We start from the raw sequence: 20,920 nt of genomic DNA, 5'->3' as shown, positions 1-20,920 counted from the left end.
GTAATGCTGTCTTTGCTCCCCCATACCGGACACCTCATTTTCTTGTTGTATTCATTATCTGTCTGCTCTTATGAGGTGTCCACTTTTTATTCTAGCTCCAGCCAGACCGTTAGAGGCAGACATCCGCTCAGATTCGCTCGCGTAACGGTCTACCAGACCGTTTAGAGGCAGACATCCGCTCGGTTTCGCTCACGTAAAGGTCTGCCAGACCGTTAGAGGCAGACATCCGCTCCGATTGGTTCGCGTAACGGTCTACCAGGCCGTTAGAGGCAGACATCCGCTCCGATTCGCTCGCGTAACGGTCTGCCAGACCGTTAGAGGCAGACATCCGCTCCGATTCGCTCGCGTAAAGGTCTGCCAGACCGTTAGAGACATGATACGGAAAGGCCCGAACGTTCCGCAGCGAGAGCATCGCTTAGCGGATCGACCGGACCTCGGGCTTAGAGGAGAAAGACGATTCGACGTTTCAGGGGTTGGATTGACGGTGCCGTTACGTCTCCGACCGCCAGACAGAATAGCCGAAAGCCGGCAACGCTGCCTTAATGAGTCCGTCTGCGAGGTCGGCCGGGGCGTCTCCGAACGCTTGCGTCCAGCCGTGGCCGGCCGTGGCCGTCGATATCGCGGCTGTGATCGGCTGCTCCGAGACGTTCATCGCGACGACGAAGCGCTCGGAGCCGTCGGAAGAGAGCCTTTCGTAGGCCAGCAGGCCTCCGTCCGCGGCCAGGAACTTGAAGTTCGCGCTCCGAAGCGCTTCATGGTCCTTGCGCAGACGGATAGCCGAGGCGAAAAACGCGAACAGTTCCTTGTTCTGCTTGTCCTCCTCCCAGACCATGCACCCTCGGCAATGAGGGTCGCCGCCGCCCGCCATTCCGAATTCGTCCCCGTAATAGACGCACGGAGCGCCCGGGAAGGTCAGCTTGAACAAGGTAGCCAGCTTCATGCGGCGCTCATCTCCTCCGCATACGGTGAGCAGGCGCGGAGTGTCGTGGCTTCCGAGCAGGTTAAACGTCGCTTCCACGGCCTGCCTCGGATACGCTGCCAGTTGGCTGCCGATCGCGTTGGCGAACTGAACCGCGTCGATCTCGCCGCGGGCGAAGAAGTCGAGCGCGGCATCCGTCACGGGATAGTTCATGACCGCGTCGAACTGATCCCCCTGGAGCCACATGGCCGAGTCGTGCCAGATCTCCCCGAGAATGTAAGCCTCGGGATTAAGCGTTTTGACGACCGTCCTGAACTCCCTCCAGAACGCGTGATCGACTTCGTTGGCTACATCCAGCCGCCACCCGTCGATGCCGACCTCTTCGATCCAGTAGCGGGCTACGTCGAGCAAGTAGCGCTTTACCTCGGCGTTTTCCGTGTTCAGCTTGGGCATGATCGGTTCAAAGCCGAACGTATCGTAGGTCGGCACTCCGTTTTCCACCCGCAACGGAAACTCGCGCACGTGGAACCAATCGGCGTTAGGGGATTCGGCGCCTTTGTCCAATACGTCCACGAACGGAGGGAACTCCTTGCCCGAATGATTGAACACCGCATCCAGCATGACCCGGATTCCCCGGGCATGGCAGGCTTCTACAAGCTCCTTCAGCTTCTCGTTCGTACCGAATCGGGGATCGACCTTCATGTAGTTCTTCGTGTCGTATTTGTGGTTGGTCGTCGCCTCGAATAACGGGTTGAAGTAGATGGCATTCACGCCGAGAGAGATCAGGTGGTCCAGATGGTCGATGACACCCTGCAAATCGCCGCCGAAAAAGTTCGTCGGAGTCGGATCGCCGCCCCAGGGCAGCGTTCCTTCGGGATTCAGGGATGGATCGCCGTTCGCGAACCGTTCCGGGAAAATCTGATAGAACACCGCGTCCTTCACCCAAGCGGGGGGAGAGAACACGTCGGCGGGGTTCAGGAAAGGGAATTCGAACAGCAGAAGGTAGTTAGCCGGCTCGACGTCGGAGAAGCCTCTTTCCGACATGTACAGTTCCTCGTCTCCGGAGCGGAAGCGGAAGCCGTACTTCAATCGGCGCAGAGGAGGGACGACCGCGGCTTCCCAGTAGTCGAACAGCTCGTCGGGTACGAGCTTGTTCATCGGGGCGACGGCGCGGGTCCGCTGCCAGGCGTACTTGTCTCCGAAGATTACGGATACTTCGTCCATCTCGTCTCGTTTCGTTCGCACTCTCAGATAAATGGTTTTGTCGTCGTAGGCATAGGCCCAGTTCTGTTTGGGGCGGTGGTAGATCGCTTCGCGCAGCATGGACAGGTCTCCTTCACTCGGGAAATTAGAATATGAAAAAAAAGCACAGCCTCGTCGTGCACGGACGAGGTTGTACCTGGTGGTAACAGCGCCTTTAAGTTGCTTTTGCGATGTTTGCGATATTGGGATAGCGGAATACGGCCGATTCGATGGCTTTCGTACGTGCAATCGTTTGCCCTAGCCGAAAAGCCACGCTCTATCCTTGCTGTTTATGTTATCCCAGATCGGCGAATCTGTAAATAGGGCGCAATACGAACGATTTCGCAGGGAATAACAGATTTTGAGGGAAAAATTGCGATTTTCCGGCCTGAAACCGTGAATATGAGCTGAAAATGGAATTTGCTAACTAAATCGTACATCGTTTATGATGAGTTTGTGCAATCGTTTTCACGGAAGATCGAAAGAGAGTTTCTTCGACATTCTGAAGGCACTGCTACCCTAGGGGTACATCCTCGCGAGTTAATCACTTGGCGAGGGTGTGCCCCTTTTTTGCGGTTTGCCGGAAGGGGCTGAAGACGATGGGCACGAGGCGGCACGTCGGATAAATCGGCAAGGGAATCAGAAAAGGGGAAGCACTTAAAAACGGGAGGATGAGTAGCATGAAGCTTAAAACATGGGGTATCGGATGGCTCTGCGCGCTGCTGGTTGCGGCATTGACGGCTTGCGGAGGAGGGGACGGCAGCGGAAATAACGGGAGCGCGACGCCTTCTTCAAGCACGAGCCCTTCGACTGCGTCGGAAGGCGCCGCTCCGTCCGAAGACGGCGAAGAGGAGGCGTTGAAGCCGGAAGCGGGCGCCAAGCTGAAAGTATGGGAATCGAAGGAACAAATGCCGTACATGCAAGAGCTGGCGGCGGCCTTCGAGAGGGAATACGGCGTACCCGTTACGCTGGAGGAAGTCGCCGGAGGAGACCAAGGCGGACGGCTGGCGACGGACGGCCCTTCTAAGCTGGCGGGCGACGTCTTGACGCTGCCGCACGACCAGATCGCTCAGGCAGTCAAAGCGGGCCTGCTTCTTCCCAACGATGTGTTCGAGGAAGAGACGCGCGCTACGATGGCGGAAGCGGCCGTTAAGGCTTCAACCTACGAAGGGGTGCTGTACGGCTATCCGAAGTCGGTGGAGACGTACGCGCTGTTCTACAACAAAGACCTGTTTCCGGAACCGCCCAAGACGTGGGACGAAATCGTGAAGTTCGCGGAGACGTTCACGAATTCGAAGGAGAACAAGTACGCCGTCATGTGGGAATTCGTCGGGTATTATTCCTATCCGTTCGTCGGCAGCTTCGGCGGTTATTTCTTCGGCCAGGACAATACCGATCCGAACGATATCGGGCTGAACAGCCCGGGAGCAGTGGAAGGCTTCGAGTTCTTGAGGTCGCTTAAGCCGATTCTGCCGATGAATGCGGCGGACGTCACCTACGACGTCAAAACGCAGCTGTTCGCGGACGGCAAGCTGGCTCTGAACATCGACGGCCCATGGTCGGTTGCCGCTTTCAAGGACAAGGTCAATTTCGGCGTTGCGCCGATCCCGGCCGTTCCGGGAGGCAATCCTTCCACCTCGTTCTCGGGGGTCAAGTCTTATTACGTCAACTCCTACACACCGTATCCGATCGCGGCCCGCCTGTTCGCAAACTTCGCGGCGAGCAAGGAAAACCAGCTGAGAAACTACGAGATGACGGGAGCCATTCCGGCGAACAAGGAAGCCGGTGAAGATCCGAAGATCAAGGACGATCCATACGTTAGCGGCTTCTTCCAACAGTTCGAGAACTCGACTCCGATGCCGGGCATCTCCGCAATCAACGCGCTGTGGGATCCGCTTAAGGCGGCGTTCACGACGGTGTGGGACGATCCGAAGGCCGACGTCAAGGCGACGCTGGACGCCATGGTCACGACGGTAAAAACGGCCATCGCTTCCCAATAGACAGTAGGTCCGCCAAGCACGGGGCTGTTTTATAAGTAAAGGCGTACAAAATTATCGATGAAAAAAGAAAGAGATTGATGCCCGTTACCCTGCATCCATCGATAATCGTTCGGTACGACTCTTATTACTTATGAGACGGCTCCGTTCGAGGCGAGAAAGAGAGGAATCTCGCATGCGCAAACCAACCGCGGGCGCCTTGCTGTCCGCGCTCTTCATGGGCCTGGGCCAGCTCTATAACGGCCAGTGGATGAAAGGGATATTATTTCTGGCCGTCGGAATCGGTTTCCTGGGAGGAGCCGCGGCGCTCGATCTGCCGGACTATTTGCGGGGGCTGTGGACGCTCGGCGACCAGCCCAGCGGCTTGGTCAAAGTCGGCAAGCTGACGCAGATGGTGGAGGGAGACCACTCCATTTTCTTACTGATCAAAGGCTTGATGGCGCTGCTCGCCGTGCTTCTGGCCGCCGCGTTGTACGCGGCCTGCATTCGCGACGCGTACAAGACGGGACTTCAGCGAGAGGAAGGGCGGAAGGTCCGTTCGTTCGGCCAGACGTTGAGAGCGATTAATCAAAGAAATTTCGCTTACGTCGTTCTGTTGCTTCCCGCCGTATTCATTTTATTTCTCACCGTGCTCCCTCTCGTGTTCTCCATTCTTCTCGCCTTTACGAATTACGCGGATCCGAATCTGCCGCCGGCGAACCTTGTCGATTGGGTCGGCTTCGCGAATTTCGTCAAGCTCGTGAGCTTGAAGGTATGGAGCGACACGTTTTTCGGCGTGCTGCTATGGACGGTCGTCTGGGCGGCGATCGCCACCGTCACGACGTACGTCGGCGGAATTCTGGTGGCGGTGCTCATCCATCAGCCGCGTATCCGCTTCAAGGCGTTCTGGCGTACGGTCATGATCGTTCCGTTCGCGATTCCGAGCTTGATCTCCTTGCTCGTTATGCGCAACATGTTCAACAACAAGTTCGGGCCGATCAACGACATGCTGCGCATGATCGGACTCGAAGGCGTGCCGTGGCTGACGAACCCGATGTGGGCCAAGGCGACGCTCATGATCGTCAACATGTGGATCGGCATTCCGATTACGATGATTCTCGCATTCGGAATTTTGACGACGATTCCCCGGGATCTCTACGAAGCCGCTGAGGTCGACGGAGCGGGCTCGTATCAGAAATTCCGCCGCATTACGCTGCCTATGATGCTGTTCGCGACGGCTCCGGTGCTGATCATGCAATTCGCCGGGAACATCAACAATTTCAACGTGATCTACCTGATGACCGACGGAGGACCGGTAAACACCCATTACCAATACGCGGGACACACCGATCTGCTCGTCACGTGGCTGTATAAGCTCGCGTTGGATCAAGCGCAGTACAGCTTCGCGTCGGTGATCGGAATCGTTATTTTCCTGATGATCGCTTCCCTGTCCATCTGGAGCTATCGCCGAACCCGATCCTACAAAGAGGAGGACATGATCGTATGAACGGCTCCAACGCCCGCTTGAAGCTCGGTCTCAGCTACGCCATTCTGATCGTGCTGACGATCGTCAGCCTGTATCCCGCGCTGTGGATCGTGCTGTCCTCCTTGAAGGAAGGGAACAGTCTGTACAGCGAGACGCTTATTCCGAGAAGCTTTACTTTCGAGCATTATCGGGAGCTCTTCCGCTCGACCAAATATCCGATATGGTTCATGAATACCTTAAAGATCGCGACGCTGTCGACGGTGCTGGGGACGTTCCTGCTGCTGCTGACCTCGTATGCGGTGTCCCGGTTCCGGTTCGCCGGACGGCGCTTCTCGCTGAACGCGCTGCTCGTGCTGCAGATGTTTCCGGGCTTCATGGCCATGATCGCCGTGTACGTCGTGCTGAACACGGTAGGGCTGCTTAATTCGCATCTGGCACTCGTGCTCGTCTACAGCTCGGGCGCGATCGTGACCAACGTGTTCGTGGCCAAAGGCTTTTTCGATACCGTGCCCGGAAGTCTGGAGGAAGCCGCGCGGATCGACGGGGCGAGCCATCTGACCGTGTTCTTCCGAATCATGGTTCCGCTGGCCAAGCCGATGCTGACTTACGCCAGCCTGATGATCTTCAACGGCTGCTTCGTCGACTTCATTTTCGCCGACCTGGTGCTTCGCTCCGAGGACCAACGGACGTTGGCCGTCGGGCTGTATAAGATGGTCAACCAACGCAATTCCACGGAATTTACGCTGTTCGCCTCGGGGGCGGTGCTGGTCGCGCTGCCGGTGATGACGCTGTTCCTCGTGCTGCAGCGCAACCTGGTCGACGGCTTGACAGCCGGGGCGAGCAAAGGCTAGATGAGCAAAGGCTGGACGAGCAAAGGCTAGTGAGCAATAGCTGGTGAACAGAGGGCAACAAGGGTAGAAGAGGCATTATGCGTAAAAACGGTCCCCGGCCGGCTTCCGCTGTCGCGGAATGCAGGGCTGAGGACCGTTTTCGGCGCTTGGGAGGTGCGGCGGAGTTCTTGTTATTCTACCTCGGAGATGTCCGACGAATGCGTCCCCGATTCGAGGATGGCGATCTCCATTAATGGTGCGAATACAAGTGCGACCGGCGGTTATAAAGGTGCTTCTCCTTCTAAAGTTGTTTTGACATAGCTCTTGATCCGATCGAGGTCGGGAACGAGAACGTCCATTCCATGGATGACGGCGTTCCTGAACGCGCCTGACTGCGGAATCTGGATGCCTCGCAAATTGCCGGTGTCCAGCTTGAGACCGAGACGGGCCAGTTCGAACAGATCGCCGGGCGGAATGCTCGTCTCGATGTAGGGGGCGATGCCGTTCAGGAGCTGCGGAAGCTTGAGCAGCGTCGACGACGACTTCAGCTTGTCGGCGATCGCCGCCAGGAATTTCCGCTGGCGTTCGGAGCGGGCGAAATCGGACAAGGCGTCGCTGCGGAACCGGACGTACTGCAGCGCAGTCAGCCCGTCGAGATGCTGCACGCCTTGCTCCAGGTTAATGTTGTATCTCGGGTCGTCGCGGTTGTCGGTATGTCTCATGTTCTTGTCGACCTCGAAATCGATGCCTCCGAGCTCGTCGATCAGCGAGATGAAGCCTTCGAAATCCGTATAGACGTAATAATGGACAGGCATCTCGATCAAGTTCCCGACCGTCTCCATCGCCAGCAAGGGACCGCCGAGCGTAATCGCGGCGTTCAAGCGGTTCGATCCGTGGCGCGGAATTTCCACGTAGGTGTCCCGCAGGAGCGAGAAGAGATGCGTGCCCTTGGAGACGGGATCGATCGAGACGACGATCATCGTGTCGGAGCGGGGTTTGACGGTGCTCTTGACGCCCCGCGAGTCGCCTCCCAGCAGAAGAATGTTGATTCGCTCGTTCGCGAACCGCTCCGGCGGCTCGATGACGGCAACCGGAATGGGAGCGCTGCCATCTATCGGAACGACGGCGCTCGGCTGGTTGTCGGCAGGGGGCTGATAGATCTCGCCGGCGAAAGAAACGATCGTGTAGACGTAGTAGGCCGCTATTGAAGCGATAATCAGAAAGACGCCCAGGCCTCCGTATAGCAGCATTTTCTTTTTGCTTATGCGCATCCTGGGGGCGTGCGATCTGGAGAGGTTCGTTCCTTCTGCGGATTCTCGATCCATAACGTCGTTCATCCTTCCCGAAGATTCGTTAACTATAATACGAGGCAAAGGGGAGGAAAGTTGTTCCATTCTTTCGTTTTGTTTTGACAAAAGCCGACCAAACTGCTAGGATATCAACAGAATGCGTGCATTTCACATTGGGGAGAGAGAACAGATGAAAAAACCGTTTATACTCGTACTTATGCTTGTCATCCTGGGGGGAGTGCTGGCGGCGTGCGGGTCCAAGGATAAGAACGAGGCGCAGAGCAGTCCGTCCGCGCCTGCGAAGAAGTATAAAATCGCGCTGGTCACTCCGGAGCCGATCGGCGTCAACCCGTTCTTCCAATTGATGGACGAGGGCTTGAAGAAAGCGGGACAGGAGTTCGGCGTCGAATTCAAGACGATCGAGTCCTCGGACCCGGCTTCCATCGAGCAGAATCTGCAATCGGCCGCGGCGGGAGACTTCGATCTGATCCTTACGTCGACCTTCCAGATGGAAGACGCGCTGAAGAAGATCGCGCCTCAATATCCGGACAAGTCGTTTGCGATCATCGATACCGTCATTGATTTGCCGAACGTACGCAGCGTTGCTTTCCGCGAGCACGAAGCCGCTTATTTGCTGGGCGCCGCCGCGGCGCTCGTATCCAAGACCGGCACGGTCGGCAACGTCGTAGCGGTCGATATTCCGCTGATGAAGAAATACACGGGCGGCTTCGAGCAAGGCGCCAAGTCCGTTAGCCCGGACGTCAAGGTTCTGGTCAACTACGTAGGCGGCTTTACGGATCCGGCCAAAGCGAAGGAGCTTGCCTTGCTGCAAAACTCGCAGGGAGCCGACTTCGTAGCGGGCATGTCCGCGGTAGGCGACTTGGGCGTCTTCGAAGCGGCTGCCGAGAAGGGCTTCTATACGTCCGGACAAGATACGGACAACACCGACGGCAAGCAGGTCATTCTGGCCCAGCTGAAAGGAACGGACGCCGTCGTCTACGAGACGGTCAAGGACTTCGTCGAAGGCAACTTCTCGTTCGAAGTGCGCGACTACGGTCTGAAGGAAGGCGGCGTGGGTCTCACATACGTCAACAAGGAAGGCAAATCCCCGCTCAGCGACGCGATCGGCCAAGAAGCCGTTGACAAGCTGAAGCAGATCAATGATGATATCGTTGCAGGGAAAATCGTCGTAAGCGACTCTTTGCAATAATTCCATAGTCAATTCCATACTGCTTATTCGTAACCGGCTGCCTTAAGCAGCCGGTTTCCTACGCTTGCGACAAGGGATGGAGGCAAGTCCATGCTGCTCAAGATGGAAGGGATTTCGAAAAATTACGGCGACGTTCGGGCGAACCGGCAAATCGATTACGATCTGAAACCGGGCGAGGTGCACGCGATCGTAGGGGAGAACGGAGCCGGCAAAACGACGCTGATGCGCATTCTGTACGGAATGGAACAGCCGTCCTCCGGGACGATTCGAATCGGAGGCCGCGAGGTTCGGTTCGCCGACCCGAAGGACGCCATTGCTCATGGCATCGGCATGGTTCATCAGCATTTCATGCTGTTCCAGAACTTCACGGTCGCGGAAAACATCGTGATCGGCAAGGAGCCGGGCAAGCTGCGGTTCGATCGTAAAGCCGCTGTCGCCCAGGTGGAGGCGTTGTCGGAAAAATACGGAATCCGCGTGGACCCGAAAGCGAGAATCGTCGACTGCCCGCTGGGCGTCCAGCAGCGGGTGGAAATTCTCAAGGTGCTCTACCAAGGGGCGGAAATCATCATTCTCGACGAGCCTACGGGAGTGCTGACTCCGCTGGAGGTGGGCGAGCTGCTGGAAGCGATCCGGACGCTGACCAAGCAGGGCAAGAGCTTTATTCTGATCAGCCATAAGCTGAACGAGGTCATGAGCGCGGCCGACCGCATCACCGTCCTGAGGGACGGGGAGGTGACCGGCGTGCTGGAGGCGTCTCGGACCAGCATCGAGGAATTGTCCAGATTGATGGTCGGCAGGCCGCTTGCCGCGATGGACAAGCAGCCGGCCTCGCCGAAGGATAAGGTGCTGGAGATCAAGGAGCTGTCCGTGCTCGGAAGCGGGAGCAAGCCTGCGGTAGATTCCGTCAGCCTGCACGTCAGAGCGGGAGAGATCGTCGGCATCGCGGGCATTTCCGGCAATGGCCAATCGGAGCTGCTTCAGGCCATCTCGGGGTTGACCAAGCCGGCCGGAGGAACGGTCGCTCTGCTCGGAGCCGACGTCACGGGGAAGTCGGCCCGGGAGTTCCGGAACGCGGGGCTGGCCCACATCCCGGAGGACCGCTATGTCTGGGGAGCCAGCAAGTCGGCGACGGTGGCGGAGACGGGAACGATGGGCCATCAGCGCAAGCTGGGCAAACTCGGATTTCTGCAGGGGCGGACGGTAAAGGCGCGCGTCTCGGAGTGGATCAAGCAGTATGCGATCAAGGCCGGCTCGCCGGATAACGAAACCCAGAACCTGTCCGGCGGCAATCTTCAGAAGCTGATCGTGGCCCGCGAGATTGCGCAGCAGACGCCTTTCCTTATCGCGGCGGAGCCGACCCGGGGCGTCGACATCGGAGCGATGGAGACGATCCACGAGCAGCTGCTGCGCAAAAGGGACGCCGGAGGCGCCATTCTGCTCGTATCGTCGGAGCTGTCGGAAATATTGAAGCTGTCGGATCGCATTCTCGTCATGTACGAGGGCAAGATCGTCGGGGAACTGCAAGAAGGGGAAGCGACGGAAGAAAAGCTGAGTCTGTTAATGGTAGGAGGGAAGCGCAATGGATAAATGGAAGAAGCTGACGGCTTCCCTTCTCGGGCCGACGGCCGCCATCGCGCTCGGCTTGCTCGCGGGATCGATCGCCATCGTCATCGCGGGGGGCTCGATTCTGGAAACCTATGCGGAGATGTGGAAGGGGGCGTTCGGCAGCTTCTACTTCCTCGCTAGCACGCTTAATCGCGCTACTCCCGTCATTCTCGTCGGCTTGGGAGCCGCCATCGCGTTCCGTTCCGGATTTTTCAATCTTGGGGCCCAAGGCCAGATGGCGCTCGGAGGCTTGGCGGCGGCGCTGACGGCGCTGTATGTGCCTGGACCGGGATGGCTGGTCGCTGTCGTCTCCATGTTGGTCGGAATTGCCGCCGGCGGTCTGTGGTCGGCCTTCGCCGGGTATATGGACGCTCGCTTCCGGATGAACCTGCTGATCACGACGCTGCTGCTGAACTATATCGCTACGCTGTTCGCCAGCTATATGGTGGCTTATCCATTCAAAGACAAGACCGGTTCGGCCGCGATGGCTCAGTCGCAGATGATCGATAACGCGATCTGGCTGCCCAAGCTGTTCAAGGGCATGCCCGCGCACGTCGGGCTGCTGCTGGCGCTTGCCGCGATGGTCGCGCTTTATGTGTATTTGACAAGGACCGTATCGGGATACGAGGCGCGGATGATGGGGGGCAACCCGCTGTTCGCCGTCTATGGAGGCGTCAGACGGACGCCTCTGATGCTCGGGGTCATGTTCGCCAGCGGCGGGCTGGCCGGGCTGGCGGGAGCCGGCGAGGTGCTGGGCTCGCAGTATCGGTACATCGACAATTCCTTCGTGGCGGCGGACTTTGCCTGGACGGGCATTATGGCCGCGCTGCTGGCGAACGCGCATCCGGTCGGTACGGCGATCGCGGCCTTCTTCCTCGTTGCTCTGCAGACAGGAGGCATGGGCGTGGAGATGAATACCGACGTGCCGTTGGAGATCGGCGATGTCATTCAGGCGGTGCTGATTTTGTTCATTACCGTCAAATTCGTTCGGGGCTTCCGGAGACGCAGAAAGGAGGGGGACCCGAATGGAGCAGCTGTTTGATCTGGCCTTGTTCAACTCGGCGCTTCGCATGCTGACGCCGATCCTGCTCGCCGCGCTGGGGGGAGCCCTGTGCGCGAGAGTAGGCTTGTTTAACGTCGGCCTGGAGGGCTTGATGCTGATCGGCGCGTTCTCGGCGATCGTCGGCAATCATTACTTCGGCAACACGGGAGCGGCCATCGCGTTCTCCATCGGCTGCGTGTCGCTTTTCGCGCTGCTGTTCGCTTATCTGTGCATTCATTTGCGGGCCAACGTCATCGTCGTCGGCATCGCCATGAATCTTCTGGCTGCGGGGCTGACCACCTTCAGTCTGCGAACTTTATTTAACGTCAAGGGAGCTTATTATAATAAGGACATGGTCGGGCTTCCGAAGTGGGACATTCCCCTGATCAAGGACATTCCCGTCGTCGGAGATATTTTGTCCGGCCATTCGCCGCTTGTCTATCTGGCCTTCGTGCTGGTCGGGGCGATGTGGTACTATTTCTACCGGACGATCGGAGGCTTCCGCTTCCTGGCCGCCGGAGACAACCCGCTGGCCGCCCGGAGCCTGGGCATTCAAGTGCGGCGCTATCAGTATGGCGCGATGCTGGCGTGCGGCGTTCTGTGCGCGCTGGCCGGGGCGCAGCTGTCGCTTGGCCAGGTGACGATGTTCACGGAGGGCATGACGGCCGGACGGGGCTTCATCGCGCTCGTGGCCACCATGCTCGGACAATCGGGACCGCTGGGTGTCGCTGCGGCGAGCTTGCTGTTCGGGCTCATGGATGCGTTCAGCATTCGTCTGCAAGGGTTCGCGATGCCTTCGCATTTTACTCAGATGGTCCCTTACGCCGTTACGATCGCCGCGATGTTTTTGTTCAAGAACAAGGAATTCGTCAAGGATGCGCAAAGCTCGGGCACCAGCTCCAGATAGCCGGATCCCGGATCGGCGCGGAAGGATAGGAGGCGGCAAGATGCATAACAAAGCGGAAAGATTAAAGAAGGCCAAACCGATCGCTCCGTCGGAGGCGAACGAGGCGCTCGGGGGGCGGCTGCCCCCGGGGCAGACGTTGACGGCCAAGTTTCCGATTCTGCACGAGGGGGATATTCCCCGATATGATATGGAGCAGTGGCGGCTGACGATCGACGGAGAGGTGGAGGAGCCGCTTGAGCTGACGTATGACGACGTGCTCGGGCTGCCTGTCTCCCGAATCGAATGCGACATCCACTGCGTGACGCGCTGGTCGAAGTTCGGCACGGAGTGGGAAGGCGTGCTGTTTAAGGATTTGCTGTCCCGGGTCAAGCCGAAGCCCGAGGCCCGTTACGTGATGTTCCACGCCGACCCCGACTACGAGACGAACGTGCCGCTGTCCGATCTGTTGATGGATAACGTCATGCTTGCCTATCGTTACGAGGGGGAGCCGCTGACAGACAAGCACGGTTGGCCGCTGCGCACGATCGTGCCGCACCGCTATTTCTGGAAAAGCGCGAAATGGGTGCGGCGGATCGAATTCATGACAGAGGATCGTCCGGGATTCTGGGAGCGCAACGGCTTCCACAATGAAGCCGATCCGTTCGCGGAGCAGCGTTTCTCCGGAGAGGCGCTGCCGATTCCCGAGGACGAGTGGACCAGGAAGGAGTTCGATTAAGATGTTACTGCCTATTCTGCAAGTCCATTCGGAGGATATCCCTCCGTACGTTCTCGTATGCGGCGATCCGGGAAGGGCGGCGGTCATCGCCGCCCGTCTGGAAGGAGCCCGGGAACTGGCGTTCAGCCGCGAATACCGCACGTTCGTCGGACAGTACGAGGGCATTACCGTGGCGGTGGCCAGTCATGGAGTGGGTTCCGCCGGAGCCGCGATCTGCTTCGAAGAGCTGATTCGCGGAGGAGCGACGACATTGATTCGAGTAGGGACCGCAGGCTCCTATTCGGAGGAGACGCCGGCGGGCAGCCTGGTGGTCAGCACCGCGGCCGTTCGCGCCGAAGGGCTGACGCGCCAGCTTGTGCCGGACGGCTTCCCCGCCGTCGGAGACGGCCGGGTCGTTCAGGCTCTGTACGAAAGCGCGCTGGAACAAGGCGGAGTCGTCCGGCAAGGCATTACGGTGTCGCTGGACGTCTTCTTCCAAGGAGCGCTGGAGATTCCGCATAAGGCATACAAGCAGGCCGGAGCGGTCGCGGTGGAGATGGAAATCGCCGCGCTGTACGTCGTGGCGAGCCTGAGGGGAGCAAGGGCCGGAGCAATCGTGGCGGTGGACGGCTATGCGGATTCCGATCTCGCGGCAGAGTACGATCCGCATACGAACGTCGTAGCCCAGGCCGTCGAGCGGGAGATTGCCGCCGCTCTTGGTGCCGTGGTCAAGCTGTCCCGATCCGATCGCGGCTGAATTCGGGCCGCTTCTATCCGCCCCGGCCCGCGATGCGGAGGGGCGGAACTCCAAAATGCATATAAAGAGGACAAAAACTTCTCTCGTGGAAAAGCGCCGCCAAGCCTATAATAAAAGAGGCAGACAAGTTGGAAGCCGCGCGGACCGCCGCGCGAACAACCAAACCATGGGATGGTGGAAAATCAAATGAGCAAACCGCAGGTGGGCATTCAATTGTATTCCGTGCGCGACCGCAGCGAGAAGGACTTCTTGGGCACGATCAGGGAGATTGGCGAAATCGGTTACAAAAACGTGGAGCTGGCCGGTTACTACGGACATTCCGCGAAAGACGTGAAGCAGGCGCTGGCCGATGCCGGCCTTAACGCCCCTTCCGCGCATGTCGGCTTAACCGTCAACGATCCGGCGATCTGGGACAATCTGAAGAAGCAAGTGGAGTACGCTCAGGAGCTGGGATTGAAGCGCTTCATCGTGCCTTATTATCCGCTCGGCGACAACCCGGCGCTCGACGACGTGTACAAAATGGCGGATACGCTGGAGCAGGCGGGACGGATCGTGACCGAAGCCGGACTCGAGTTCGGCTATCATAACCACGCGTTCGAATTCAAGCCGGTCGGCGATAAACTGGTTATCGATCATATTCTGGAGAGAGTTCCGGCAGACTTGTTGTTCGCGGAATTCGATCTGGGCTGGGTGAAGGTCGGAGGTCAAGACCCTGCGGCATACGTGAACAAATACGCGGGACGCCTTCCGGTCGTTCACGCGAAGGATTTCAAAGAAGACGGCACCGACGCGGAGATCGGCAAAGGCTCCGTCGACTGGGATTCCGCGCTCGCGGCATGCGAATCGGCCGGCGTGGAATACGTCATCATCGAGCAGGAGCAATACGAGGTTTCTTCGATCGTCAGCGCGAAAAACAACTTCGAGTGGTTCAAGGCTCGGGGCTGGGTTTAAAGCATTAGAGGAGGCAGGACGGGCCAACCCGTCGCCGCCTTTCGTTTCATCGGTCGGCTTGTGCGTTGCCCGGCGTTCCGGGGACGCGAAGCCGGCCTTTTTCTATTTTTCGGCGGGCTGACGGATGATCTTGAAGACGCATCGAACCCGGTGTAGTATGAAGGGACTGTCATTGGAAATCGAAAGGAACTTGAGCATGAGAACCTACATCGTCATCGGCGCCGGAATTCTCGGAGCGTCGACCGCCTACCAGCTTGCCCGAAGCGGAGCCGACGTTACCCTGATCGATCGCAAAGACGCTGGGCAGGCGACGGACGCTGCGGCGGGCATCATCTGCCCTTGGCTGTCGCAGCGGCGCAATCAGGCGTGGTATAGACTGGCCAAGGCAGGCGCGCGCTATTATCCGGAATTGATCGAACAGTTGCGGGAGGACGGGGAGACCGACACGGGGTACGCTCGGGTCGGAGCGCTTAGCATACATACGGACCCTGAGAAAATCGGCAAGATGGAGGAGCGGGCGCGTCTGCGCCGGGAGGAAGCCCCGGAGATCGGCGAGATCGCGGTACTGGACGAGAGGGAGACTAGCGAACGGTTCCCGCTGCTGGCGGAAGGCTATTGCGCCGTTCGCATCGGCGGCGCCGCGAGGGTAGACGGCCGTGCGCTTCGCGATGCGCTCATCCGCGCTGCGGTTCGGCACGGAGCCGTTCTCGTCCGGGGAGACGCCGAGTTGACCTATGAGGGGACTCGCGTGACGGGAGCGATTGCCGACGGGAAACGGTATCTGGCGGACGCCGTTATCGCGTGCGCCGGCGCGTGGGCAAGAGACCTGCTGCAGCCGCTGGGTCTCCGCTTTAACGTGAGCTTTCAGAAAGCTCAGATTATGCATCTTCAGCTGGAGGGCGACCCGGACACCGGCTCCTGGCCTGTCGTTATCCCTCCAAGCGATCAATATTTGCTCGCTTTCGAGCAGCGGAGGATCGTGATCGGGGCGACGCACGAGAACGGGGTCGAACGCAGCGATTCAAGAATGACGGCAGGCGGCATGCAGGAAATTCTCAACAAAGGATTGGAAACGGCTCCGGAGCTGACCAATGCCGCCTTCGTAGAGATGCGGACGGGGTTCCGCCCGTTTACTCCCGGATTTCTGCCCGTGATCGGCGCCGTGCAGGAATGGGAAGGGCTGCTCGTTGCCAATGGACTCGGAGCGTCCGGGCTAACCGTTGGCCCTTACTTGGGAAGCCAATTGGCGAGACTGGCGCTCGGACTGGAGACGGACATCGATTTGGGCGATTACGAGGTTGGGAAAGCGTTGCAGTCCTGAACGCCCCCATTCCTTGCATGAAGAAGAACGGTTTCGGATAAGGCTTCTTTTTGCTAGGATGGAGGAGATGGGATGACAAAGGAATGAGGTGGATGGAATTGGAGATTCGGCAACTGACGGAGCAGGACTATTACGAGAGGATGGCGCTGTCTCAGTTCGCGTTCCAGATGCGCTGGACGGATGATCAGCTGAAGCAGCGAAAACAGACGTACCTGCCCGAGCAGGACTGGGGCGTCTTCGACGGGGCAAATAAGCTGATGTCCGCATTGACGCTGCTTCCGCTGGAAGTATGGGTCCAGGGGAAGAAGATGGCGATGGGCGGCGTGGCCGGCGTCGCGACATGGCCGGAGGCGAGAAGGCAAGGTTGCGTCGGCCGGCTGCTCTCTCATGCGTTGGAGACGATGAGAAACGAAGGGCAAAGCCTGAGCATGCTCCACCCGTTCTCTTTTTCGTTTTACAGGAAGTACGGGTACGAGCTGACGATCGAGCGCAAGAAGTACGCGATTCCGACCCGCCTGCTGCCTTCCCGCAAGGAGACTCCGGGCGAGGTGAGAAGGATGGCGAAGCCGGATGTCGCCGTTCTGGACGCGATCTATTCGACATACGCTTCCCGTTACAACGGGATGTTGGCGCGTTCGGCCGATTGGTGGACGGAGCGGGCGCTGCACAAAGAAGGGGCGGCGGTCGTCTACTTCAATGAGGAGGGCTCTCCGGAAGGCTACGTGTTCTACGATTGCTTAGACGGGAAAATGACGGTGCACGAGATCGTCGCGTTGGACGAAACGGCCAGGACGGCGCTCTGGACGTTCATAGCCAACCATGACTCGATGATCGGGGAGACGACGTTGTTCGCACCGATCGACGACGGGTTTCCTTACCTGCTGGACGATCCTAGAATCGGGCAGGAGCTGATTCCGTATTTCATGTCGCGGATCGTGGATGCGGAAGCGTTCGCGAAGCAGTATGCCTGGGAACAGGGAACGGGCGAAGAGTCGGTGCTGCTGCGGCTGGAGGATCGGCATGCTCCTTGGAACGACGGAACGTTCCGGTTGTCGTGGAGCAAGGAAGGCGAAGGGACTCTGGAGCGTGTCGATGGCGCTGCGGATTCCGGAGCGGACGCGATCTCCTGCGACATTCAGGCGTTAACGGCGATGCTGCTCGGAGGGCGCAAGCCGACCTGGCTCGCGTCGGTCGGTCGGGTGAGCGGTTCAGCCGAGGGCTTAAAGCGGCTGGAACGCCGGATTCCCGAGAGAACGGCTTATTTGATGGATTTCTTCTGATTAATCAGCGTCTGTATGCGTCCGATAGATTGATATTTTTTGGAAGGTTGTCAACCGGGCGGATGTTGTGATAAAATAAAAATACTGTTTTTGTAACGGGATTTAGGGGGTGTAAGCGATGGACGTCGTACTGAAAATTATCTTGGTCATCTTCTCGATCGGATTGATTGCGGTCGTTCTGCTGCAACGCGGGAAGAGCGCAGGCTTGTCGGGAGCGATCTCCGGGGGCGCTGAGCACTTGTTCGGAAAGCAGAAGGCCCGCGGAATCGATCTGTTCCTGCAGCGTCTGACGATCGGCTTGGCGGTTGGTTTCTTCATCCTTTCTTTGGTGGTTGCTTATTTCGTCAAGAACTAACGCGGGATGAGATCAGGCAGGGGGCGAGAGCTTCCTGCCTTTTTTGCATGGAGGGCGCGCAGGAGGGAGATTCGTCCGATTGCCGAAGCCGCAATGTGTGTATACTATAATTGGACGAGGTGATTCGGATGCCGCTGTGCACGGAGCAGGAGCTGCTCGATTTTATGCGGGAGACCGCCTATAAACCATTAACGTACAAAGAGTTGGAGAAACATTTCGGCATCGAAGACGCGGAGGAGTTCAAGGAATTTCTGCGTCTTCTGACCGGGCTGGAGCAAGAGGGCAAGGTGCTGCTGACGCGCTCGAACCGTTACGGCGTTCCGGAACGAATGAATTTGCTGCGCGGTCGTATTCAGACCCATCCCAAAGGGTTTGCTTTCTTGATCCCCGAAGACAAGGAGCACCCCGACCTGTACATTCATGCCAATGACATGAAGGGGACGATGAACGGGGACATCGTGCTGGCGCGGGTGTCCGCGAAGAACGAGAACGGCAAGCTGGAAGGCGAGATCGTCCGCATCGTCAAGCGGGCGGTGACGCAGGTCGTCGGCCTGTTCCACAATCACGAGAGCTTCGGTTTCGTGGTGCCGGACGACAAGCGGATTACGAAGGATATTTTCATCCGGGCGGAAAATTTCAAGGGAGCGGTGACCGGACAGAAGGTCGTCGTGAACATCGTTACCTACCCGGAAGGCCGCACGGCCGCGGAAGGCGAAATTATCGAGATTCTCGGCCATAAGGACGATCCGGGCGTCGATATTCTGAGCATTATCCGCAAGCACGGATTGCCCGAGAGCTTCCCTGGCGACGTGCTGGCCGAGGCGGAATCCGCGCCGGATACGATTACGGAAGAGGAGATCGTGCAGCAAGGACGCCGCGATCTGCGGAACAAGGTCATCGTGACGATCGACGGCGAGGACGCCAAGGATCTGGACGACGCGGTGAACGTGGAGCGGCTGCCGAACGGCAACCTGCTGCTCGGCGTTCATATCGCCGACGTCAGCTATTACGTGCGCGAGAAGTCTAAGCTGGACGAGGAAGCCTACAACCGGGGCTGCAGCGTCTACTTGGTCGACCGAGTTATTCCGATGCTGCCGCACCGGCTGTCGAACGGTATCTGCTCGCTTCATCCGCAGGTGGACCGGCTGACGATGTCGTGCGAGATGGAGTTCGAGCCGGGCACGATGAAGCGGGTCCGTTACGACCTGTTTACGAGCGTCATTCGCACGACGGAGAGAATGACGTATACGAACGTGCGGAAAATTTTGAACGACGAGGATCCGGAAGTGGCTGAGCGGTATTCGAGCCTTGTCGATACGTTTAAGCTGATGAAGGAGATGGCTTTGGGCCTGCGGTCGATGCGGATGCGCCGGGGCGCGATCGATTTCGATTTTCAGGAATCGAAGGTCATCGTCGACGAGCAGGGCAAACCGGTCGATATCGTCAAGCGCGAGCGGTCGATCGCCGAGCAGATTATCGAAGAGTTCATGCTGGCGGCTAACGAGACGGTTGCGGAGCATTTTCACTGGCTGAAGGCGCCGTTCGTCTACCGGATTCACGAGGAGCCGACCAACGAGAAGCTGCTGACTTTCATGCAGTTCGCGAGCAACTTCGGCTATGCCGTGCGCGGCAAGGGAAATACGGTGCATCCGAGAGCGCTGCAGACGCTGCTGGAGGAAATTCGCGGCTCGAAGGAAGAGACGGTGCTCAGCACGATGCTGCTGAGATCGATGAAGCAGGCGAAGTACGAAGCGGAGAGTCTGGGTCACTTCGGGCTCGCGGCGGACTATTATACGCACTTCACGTCGCCGATTCGCCGTTATCCCGATCTCATCGTCCACCGCGTCATGCGCGAGGTGCTGGAGAACGACGGGGCTCTGCCGGAGAATCGCTATGATTCGCTGAACGCAAGGATGCCGGATATTGCCTCGCAATCGTCCGATCGGGAGCGCACGGCGGTCGACGCCGAGCGGGACACAGAGAAGCTGAAGAAGGCCGAGTATATGCTGGACAAGATCGGCGAGGAGTTCCCCGGCATCATCAGCGGCGTCACAAGCTTCGGCATGTTCATCGAGCTGGAAAATACGGTCGAAGGACTTATTCGTCTCAGCGATATGACGGACGACTATTACCACTTCCATGAGCTTCATATGGCGCTGATCGGGGAACGGTCGTCCAAGATTTACCGGATCGGCGACGAGGTCGAGATTCGCGTCGCCCGGGTAAACATGAACGAGCATACGATCGATTTCGAGCTGGTCAACATGAAGCCGCGGAGCGCAGAGCGCGTCAGCTTCGTCGACGCGCGCGGCGGGCCGGGGGCCGGGCCTGGGCGCAACGCCGCGCGCAAGCGCAAGAAACTGAACGCCGCGGGCCGCTGGGTCGGCATTGGCGGCGGTGGCGGCTCGGGCTCCGGCGAGCGGAGCGGTCGCGTAGGTTCCGACGGCGGTAAAGGCGGAGGCCGCGGGGGAGCGGGACGCGAGGAGCGCAACGACCGCCGCAAGGAGCGCGGTGCAGGGCGCGGCGAAGCGGTGCCGGTCGAGCTGGACGGCGGCTTCTACAACAGCGTCGTCTCCGGCGGCGGGAAGCGGAAGAAGAAGCCGCGCGGCGAGGCGGAGAGCGTGAGCGCGCCGTTGCCGGCTGAAGCGCCTAAGCCTGTCCCGGTCGACGCTGCGGGTGGAAGCGGCGGCGCTCGGGAGAACGACAAAGCGGCCAGAGGCAAGCGGCGCGGAGCGGGGCTCGATATGTGGGGGCTGCCGCGTTCGGGCAACTACAAGACGATCGATGACGAAGCCGACGGCGGCAAGTCTTACGGCAAGCGCAAAGGCCGCGGAGACAGCGGCTCCAGAGGAGCGGGCAAACCGTCCAGGCCGTCCAAGCCTCTCGTCAAGCCGGATGCCGCGGTTCCGCAACAACAGCAGCAGGCCGGTGGCGGAGAGAAGAAGCCTCGGAAGCGCAAGAAAAAGAAAGAATAATAAAAACCTTCCGGACAGAGCGCTGAGGCGGCTCTGCCGGAAGGTTTTTTTTGCTTGATTCAGAAAGTATAAAAATCGCTA

The 20,920-nt window shown here is 58.8% G+C and carries 16 protein-coding genes; 14 read left to right on the top strand and 2 right to left on the bottom strand.

Annotated elements, in window-relative coordinates:
* Positions 1 to 490: 490 nt before the first annotated feature.
* Positions 491 to 2,242 carry an alpha-glycosidase gene (locus ACESLM_RS22285; protein WP_372634465.1) on the bottom strand — a complete coding sequence of 584 codons (1,752 nt, stop codon included), beginning with the start codon at positions 2,240 to 2,242 and terminating at the stop codon, positions 491 to 493.
* Positions 2,243 to 2,841: 599 nt separating this feature from the next.
* Here ACESLM_RS22285 and ACESLM_RS22280 point away from each other — a divergent pair.
* The 3 genes from ACESLM_RS22280 to ACESLM_RS22270 all read left to right on the top strand — a co-directional run bounded on the left by ACESLM_RS22280 (position 2,842) and on the right by ACESLM_RS22270 (position 6,474).
* Positions 2,842 to 4,161: a sugar ABC transporter substrate-binding protein gene (locus ACESLM_RS22280; protein ID WP_372634462.1), complete on the top strand. Its 1,320-nt coding sequence runs from the start codon at positions 2,842 to 2,844 to the stop codon at positions 4,159 to 4,161.
* A gap of 172 nt (positions 4,162 to 4,333) precedes the next feature.
* Complete coding sequence (locus ACESLM_RS22275) at positions 4,334 to 5,644, top strand: carbohydrate ABC transporter permease (RefSeq protein ID WP_372634459.1); 1,311 nt, start codon at positions 4,334 to 4,336, stop codon at positions 5,642 to 5,644.
* Complete coding sequence (locus tag ACESLM_RS22270; RefSeq protein ID WP_094042932.1) at positions 5,641 to 6,474, top strand: sugar ABC transporter permease; 834 nt, start codon at positions 5,641 to 5,643, stop codon at positions 6,472 to 6,474. The genes ACESLM_RS22275 and ACESLM_RS22270 overlap by 4 nt, the downstream gene beginning before the upstream one ends.
* Before the next feature lie 260 nt (positions 6,475 to 6,734).
* Here ACESLM_RS22270 and ACESLM_RS22265 read toward each other — a convergent pair whose 3' ends face one another.
* A complete protein-coding gene (locus tag ACESLM_RS22265) occupies positions 6,735 to 7,778 on the bottom strand; it encodes an LCP family protein (protein WP_372634456.1) in 1,044 nt (347 codons plus the stop codon).
* 154 nt (positions 7,779 to 7,932) lie between these two features.
* Here ACESLM_RS22265 and ACESLM_RS22260 point away from each other — a divergent pair, with 154 nt between their 5' ends.
* The 11 genes from ACESLM_RS22260 to rnr all read left to right on the top strand — a co-directional run bounded on the left by ACESLM_RS22260 (position 7,933) and on the right by rnr (position 20,839).
* Entirely contained in the window at positions 7,933 to 8,952 is a 1,020-nt protein-coding gene (locus ACESLM_RS22260) for a BMP family lipoprotein (RefSeq protein ID WP_372634453.1), read from the top strand.
* A 90-nt stretch (positions 8,953 to 9,042) separates the two neighbouring features.
* Positions 9,043 to 10,539 (top strand): ABC transporter ATP-binding protein, encoded by a 1,497-nt coding sequence (locus ACESLM_RS22255; RefSeq protein WP_372634449.1) that lies wholly within the window; start codon positions 9,043 to 9,045, stop codon positions 10,537 to 10,539.
* The gene (locus tag ACESLM_RS22250) at positions 10,532 to 11,599 is read left to right on the top strand and encodes an ABC transporter permease (protein ID WP_372634446.1); all 1,068 of its coding nucleotides are present in this window, start codon (positions 10,532 to 10,534) and stop codon (positions 11,597 to 11,599) included. The genes ACESLM_RS22255 and ACESLM_RS22250 overlap by 8 nt, the downstream gene beginning before the upstream one ends.
* Positions 11,583 to 12,506, top strand: coding sequence for an ABC transporter permease (locus tag ACESLM_RS22245; protein WP_372634443.1), 924 nt, complete (start codon positions 11,583 to 11,585; stop codon positions 12,504 to 12,506). Before ACESLM_RS22250 ends, ACESLM_RS22245 begins: the two co-directional genes overlap by 17 nt.
* 40 nt (positions 12,507 to 12,546) lie before the next feature.
* Positions 12,547 to 13,221, top strand: coding sequence for a sulfite oxidase-like oxidoreductase (locus tag ACESLM_RS22240; RefSeq protein WP_372634440.1), 675 nt, complete (start codon positions 12,547 to 12,549; stop codon positions 13,219 to 13,221).
* A gap of 1 nt (position 13,222) precedes the next feature.
* A complete protein-coding gene (locus ACESLM_RS22235; protein WP_372634438.1) occupies positions 13,223 to 13,957 on the top strand; it encodes a nucleoside phosphorylase in 735 nt (244 codons plus the stop codon).
* 186 nt (positions 13,958 to 14,143) lie between these two features.
* Complete coding sequence (locus ACESLM_RS22230; protein ID WP_372634435.1) at positions 14,144 to 14,908, top strand: sugar phosphate isomerase/epimerase family protein; 765 nt, start codon at positions 14,144 to 14,146, stop codon at positions 14,906 to 14,908.
* Positions 14,909 to 15,104: 196 nt separating this feature from the next.
* Positions 15,105 to 16,229, top strand: coding sequence for an NAD(P)/FAD-dependent oxidoreductase (locus tag ACESLM_RS22225; RefSeq protein ID WP_372634432.1), 1,125 nt, complete (start codon positions 15,105 to 15,107; stop codon positions 16,227 to 16,229).
* A gap of 83 nt (positions 16,230 to 16,312) precedes the next feature.
* Positions 16,313 to 17,509, top strand: a complete 1,197-nt coding sequence (locus ACESLM_RS22220; RefSeq protein ID WP_372634429.1) for a GNAT family N-acetyltransferase — start codon at positions 16,313 to 16,315, stop codon at positions 17,507 to 17,509.
* 118 nt (positions 17,510 to 17,627) lie between these two features.
* Positions 17,628 to 17,864 carry a preprotein translocase subunit SecG gene (gene secG / locus ACESLM_RS22215; protein ID WP_094042944.1) on the top strand — a complete coding sequence of 79 codons (237 nt, stop codon included), beginning with the start codon at positions 17,628 to 17,630 and terminating at the stop codon, positions 17,862 to 17,864.
* A gap of 134 nt (positions 17,865 to 17,998) precedes the next feature.
* On the top strand, positions 17,999 to 20,839 hold the full coding sequence (gene rnr / locus ACESLM_RS22210) for a ribonuclease R (RefSeq protein WP_372634471.1): 2,841 nt from the start codon (positions 17,999 to 18,001) through the stop codon (positions 20,837 to 20,839).
* Positions 20,840 to 20,920 lie beyond the last annotated feature (81 nt).

Origin of the sequence: Cohnella sp. (assembly GCF_041641335.1) — a bacterium.
Taxonomy (GTDB): domain Bacteria; phylum Bacillota; class Bacilli; order Paenibacillales; family Paenibacillaceae; genus Cohnella.
Note: the sequence above shows the minus strand (reverse complement) of the source record. Positions and strands in the feature narration are given on the sequence as shown.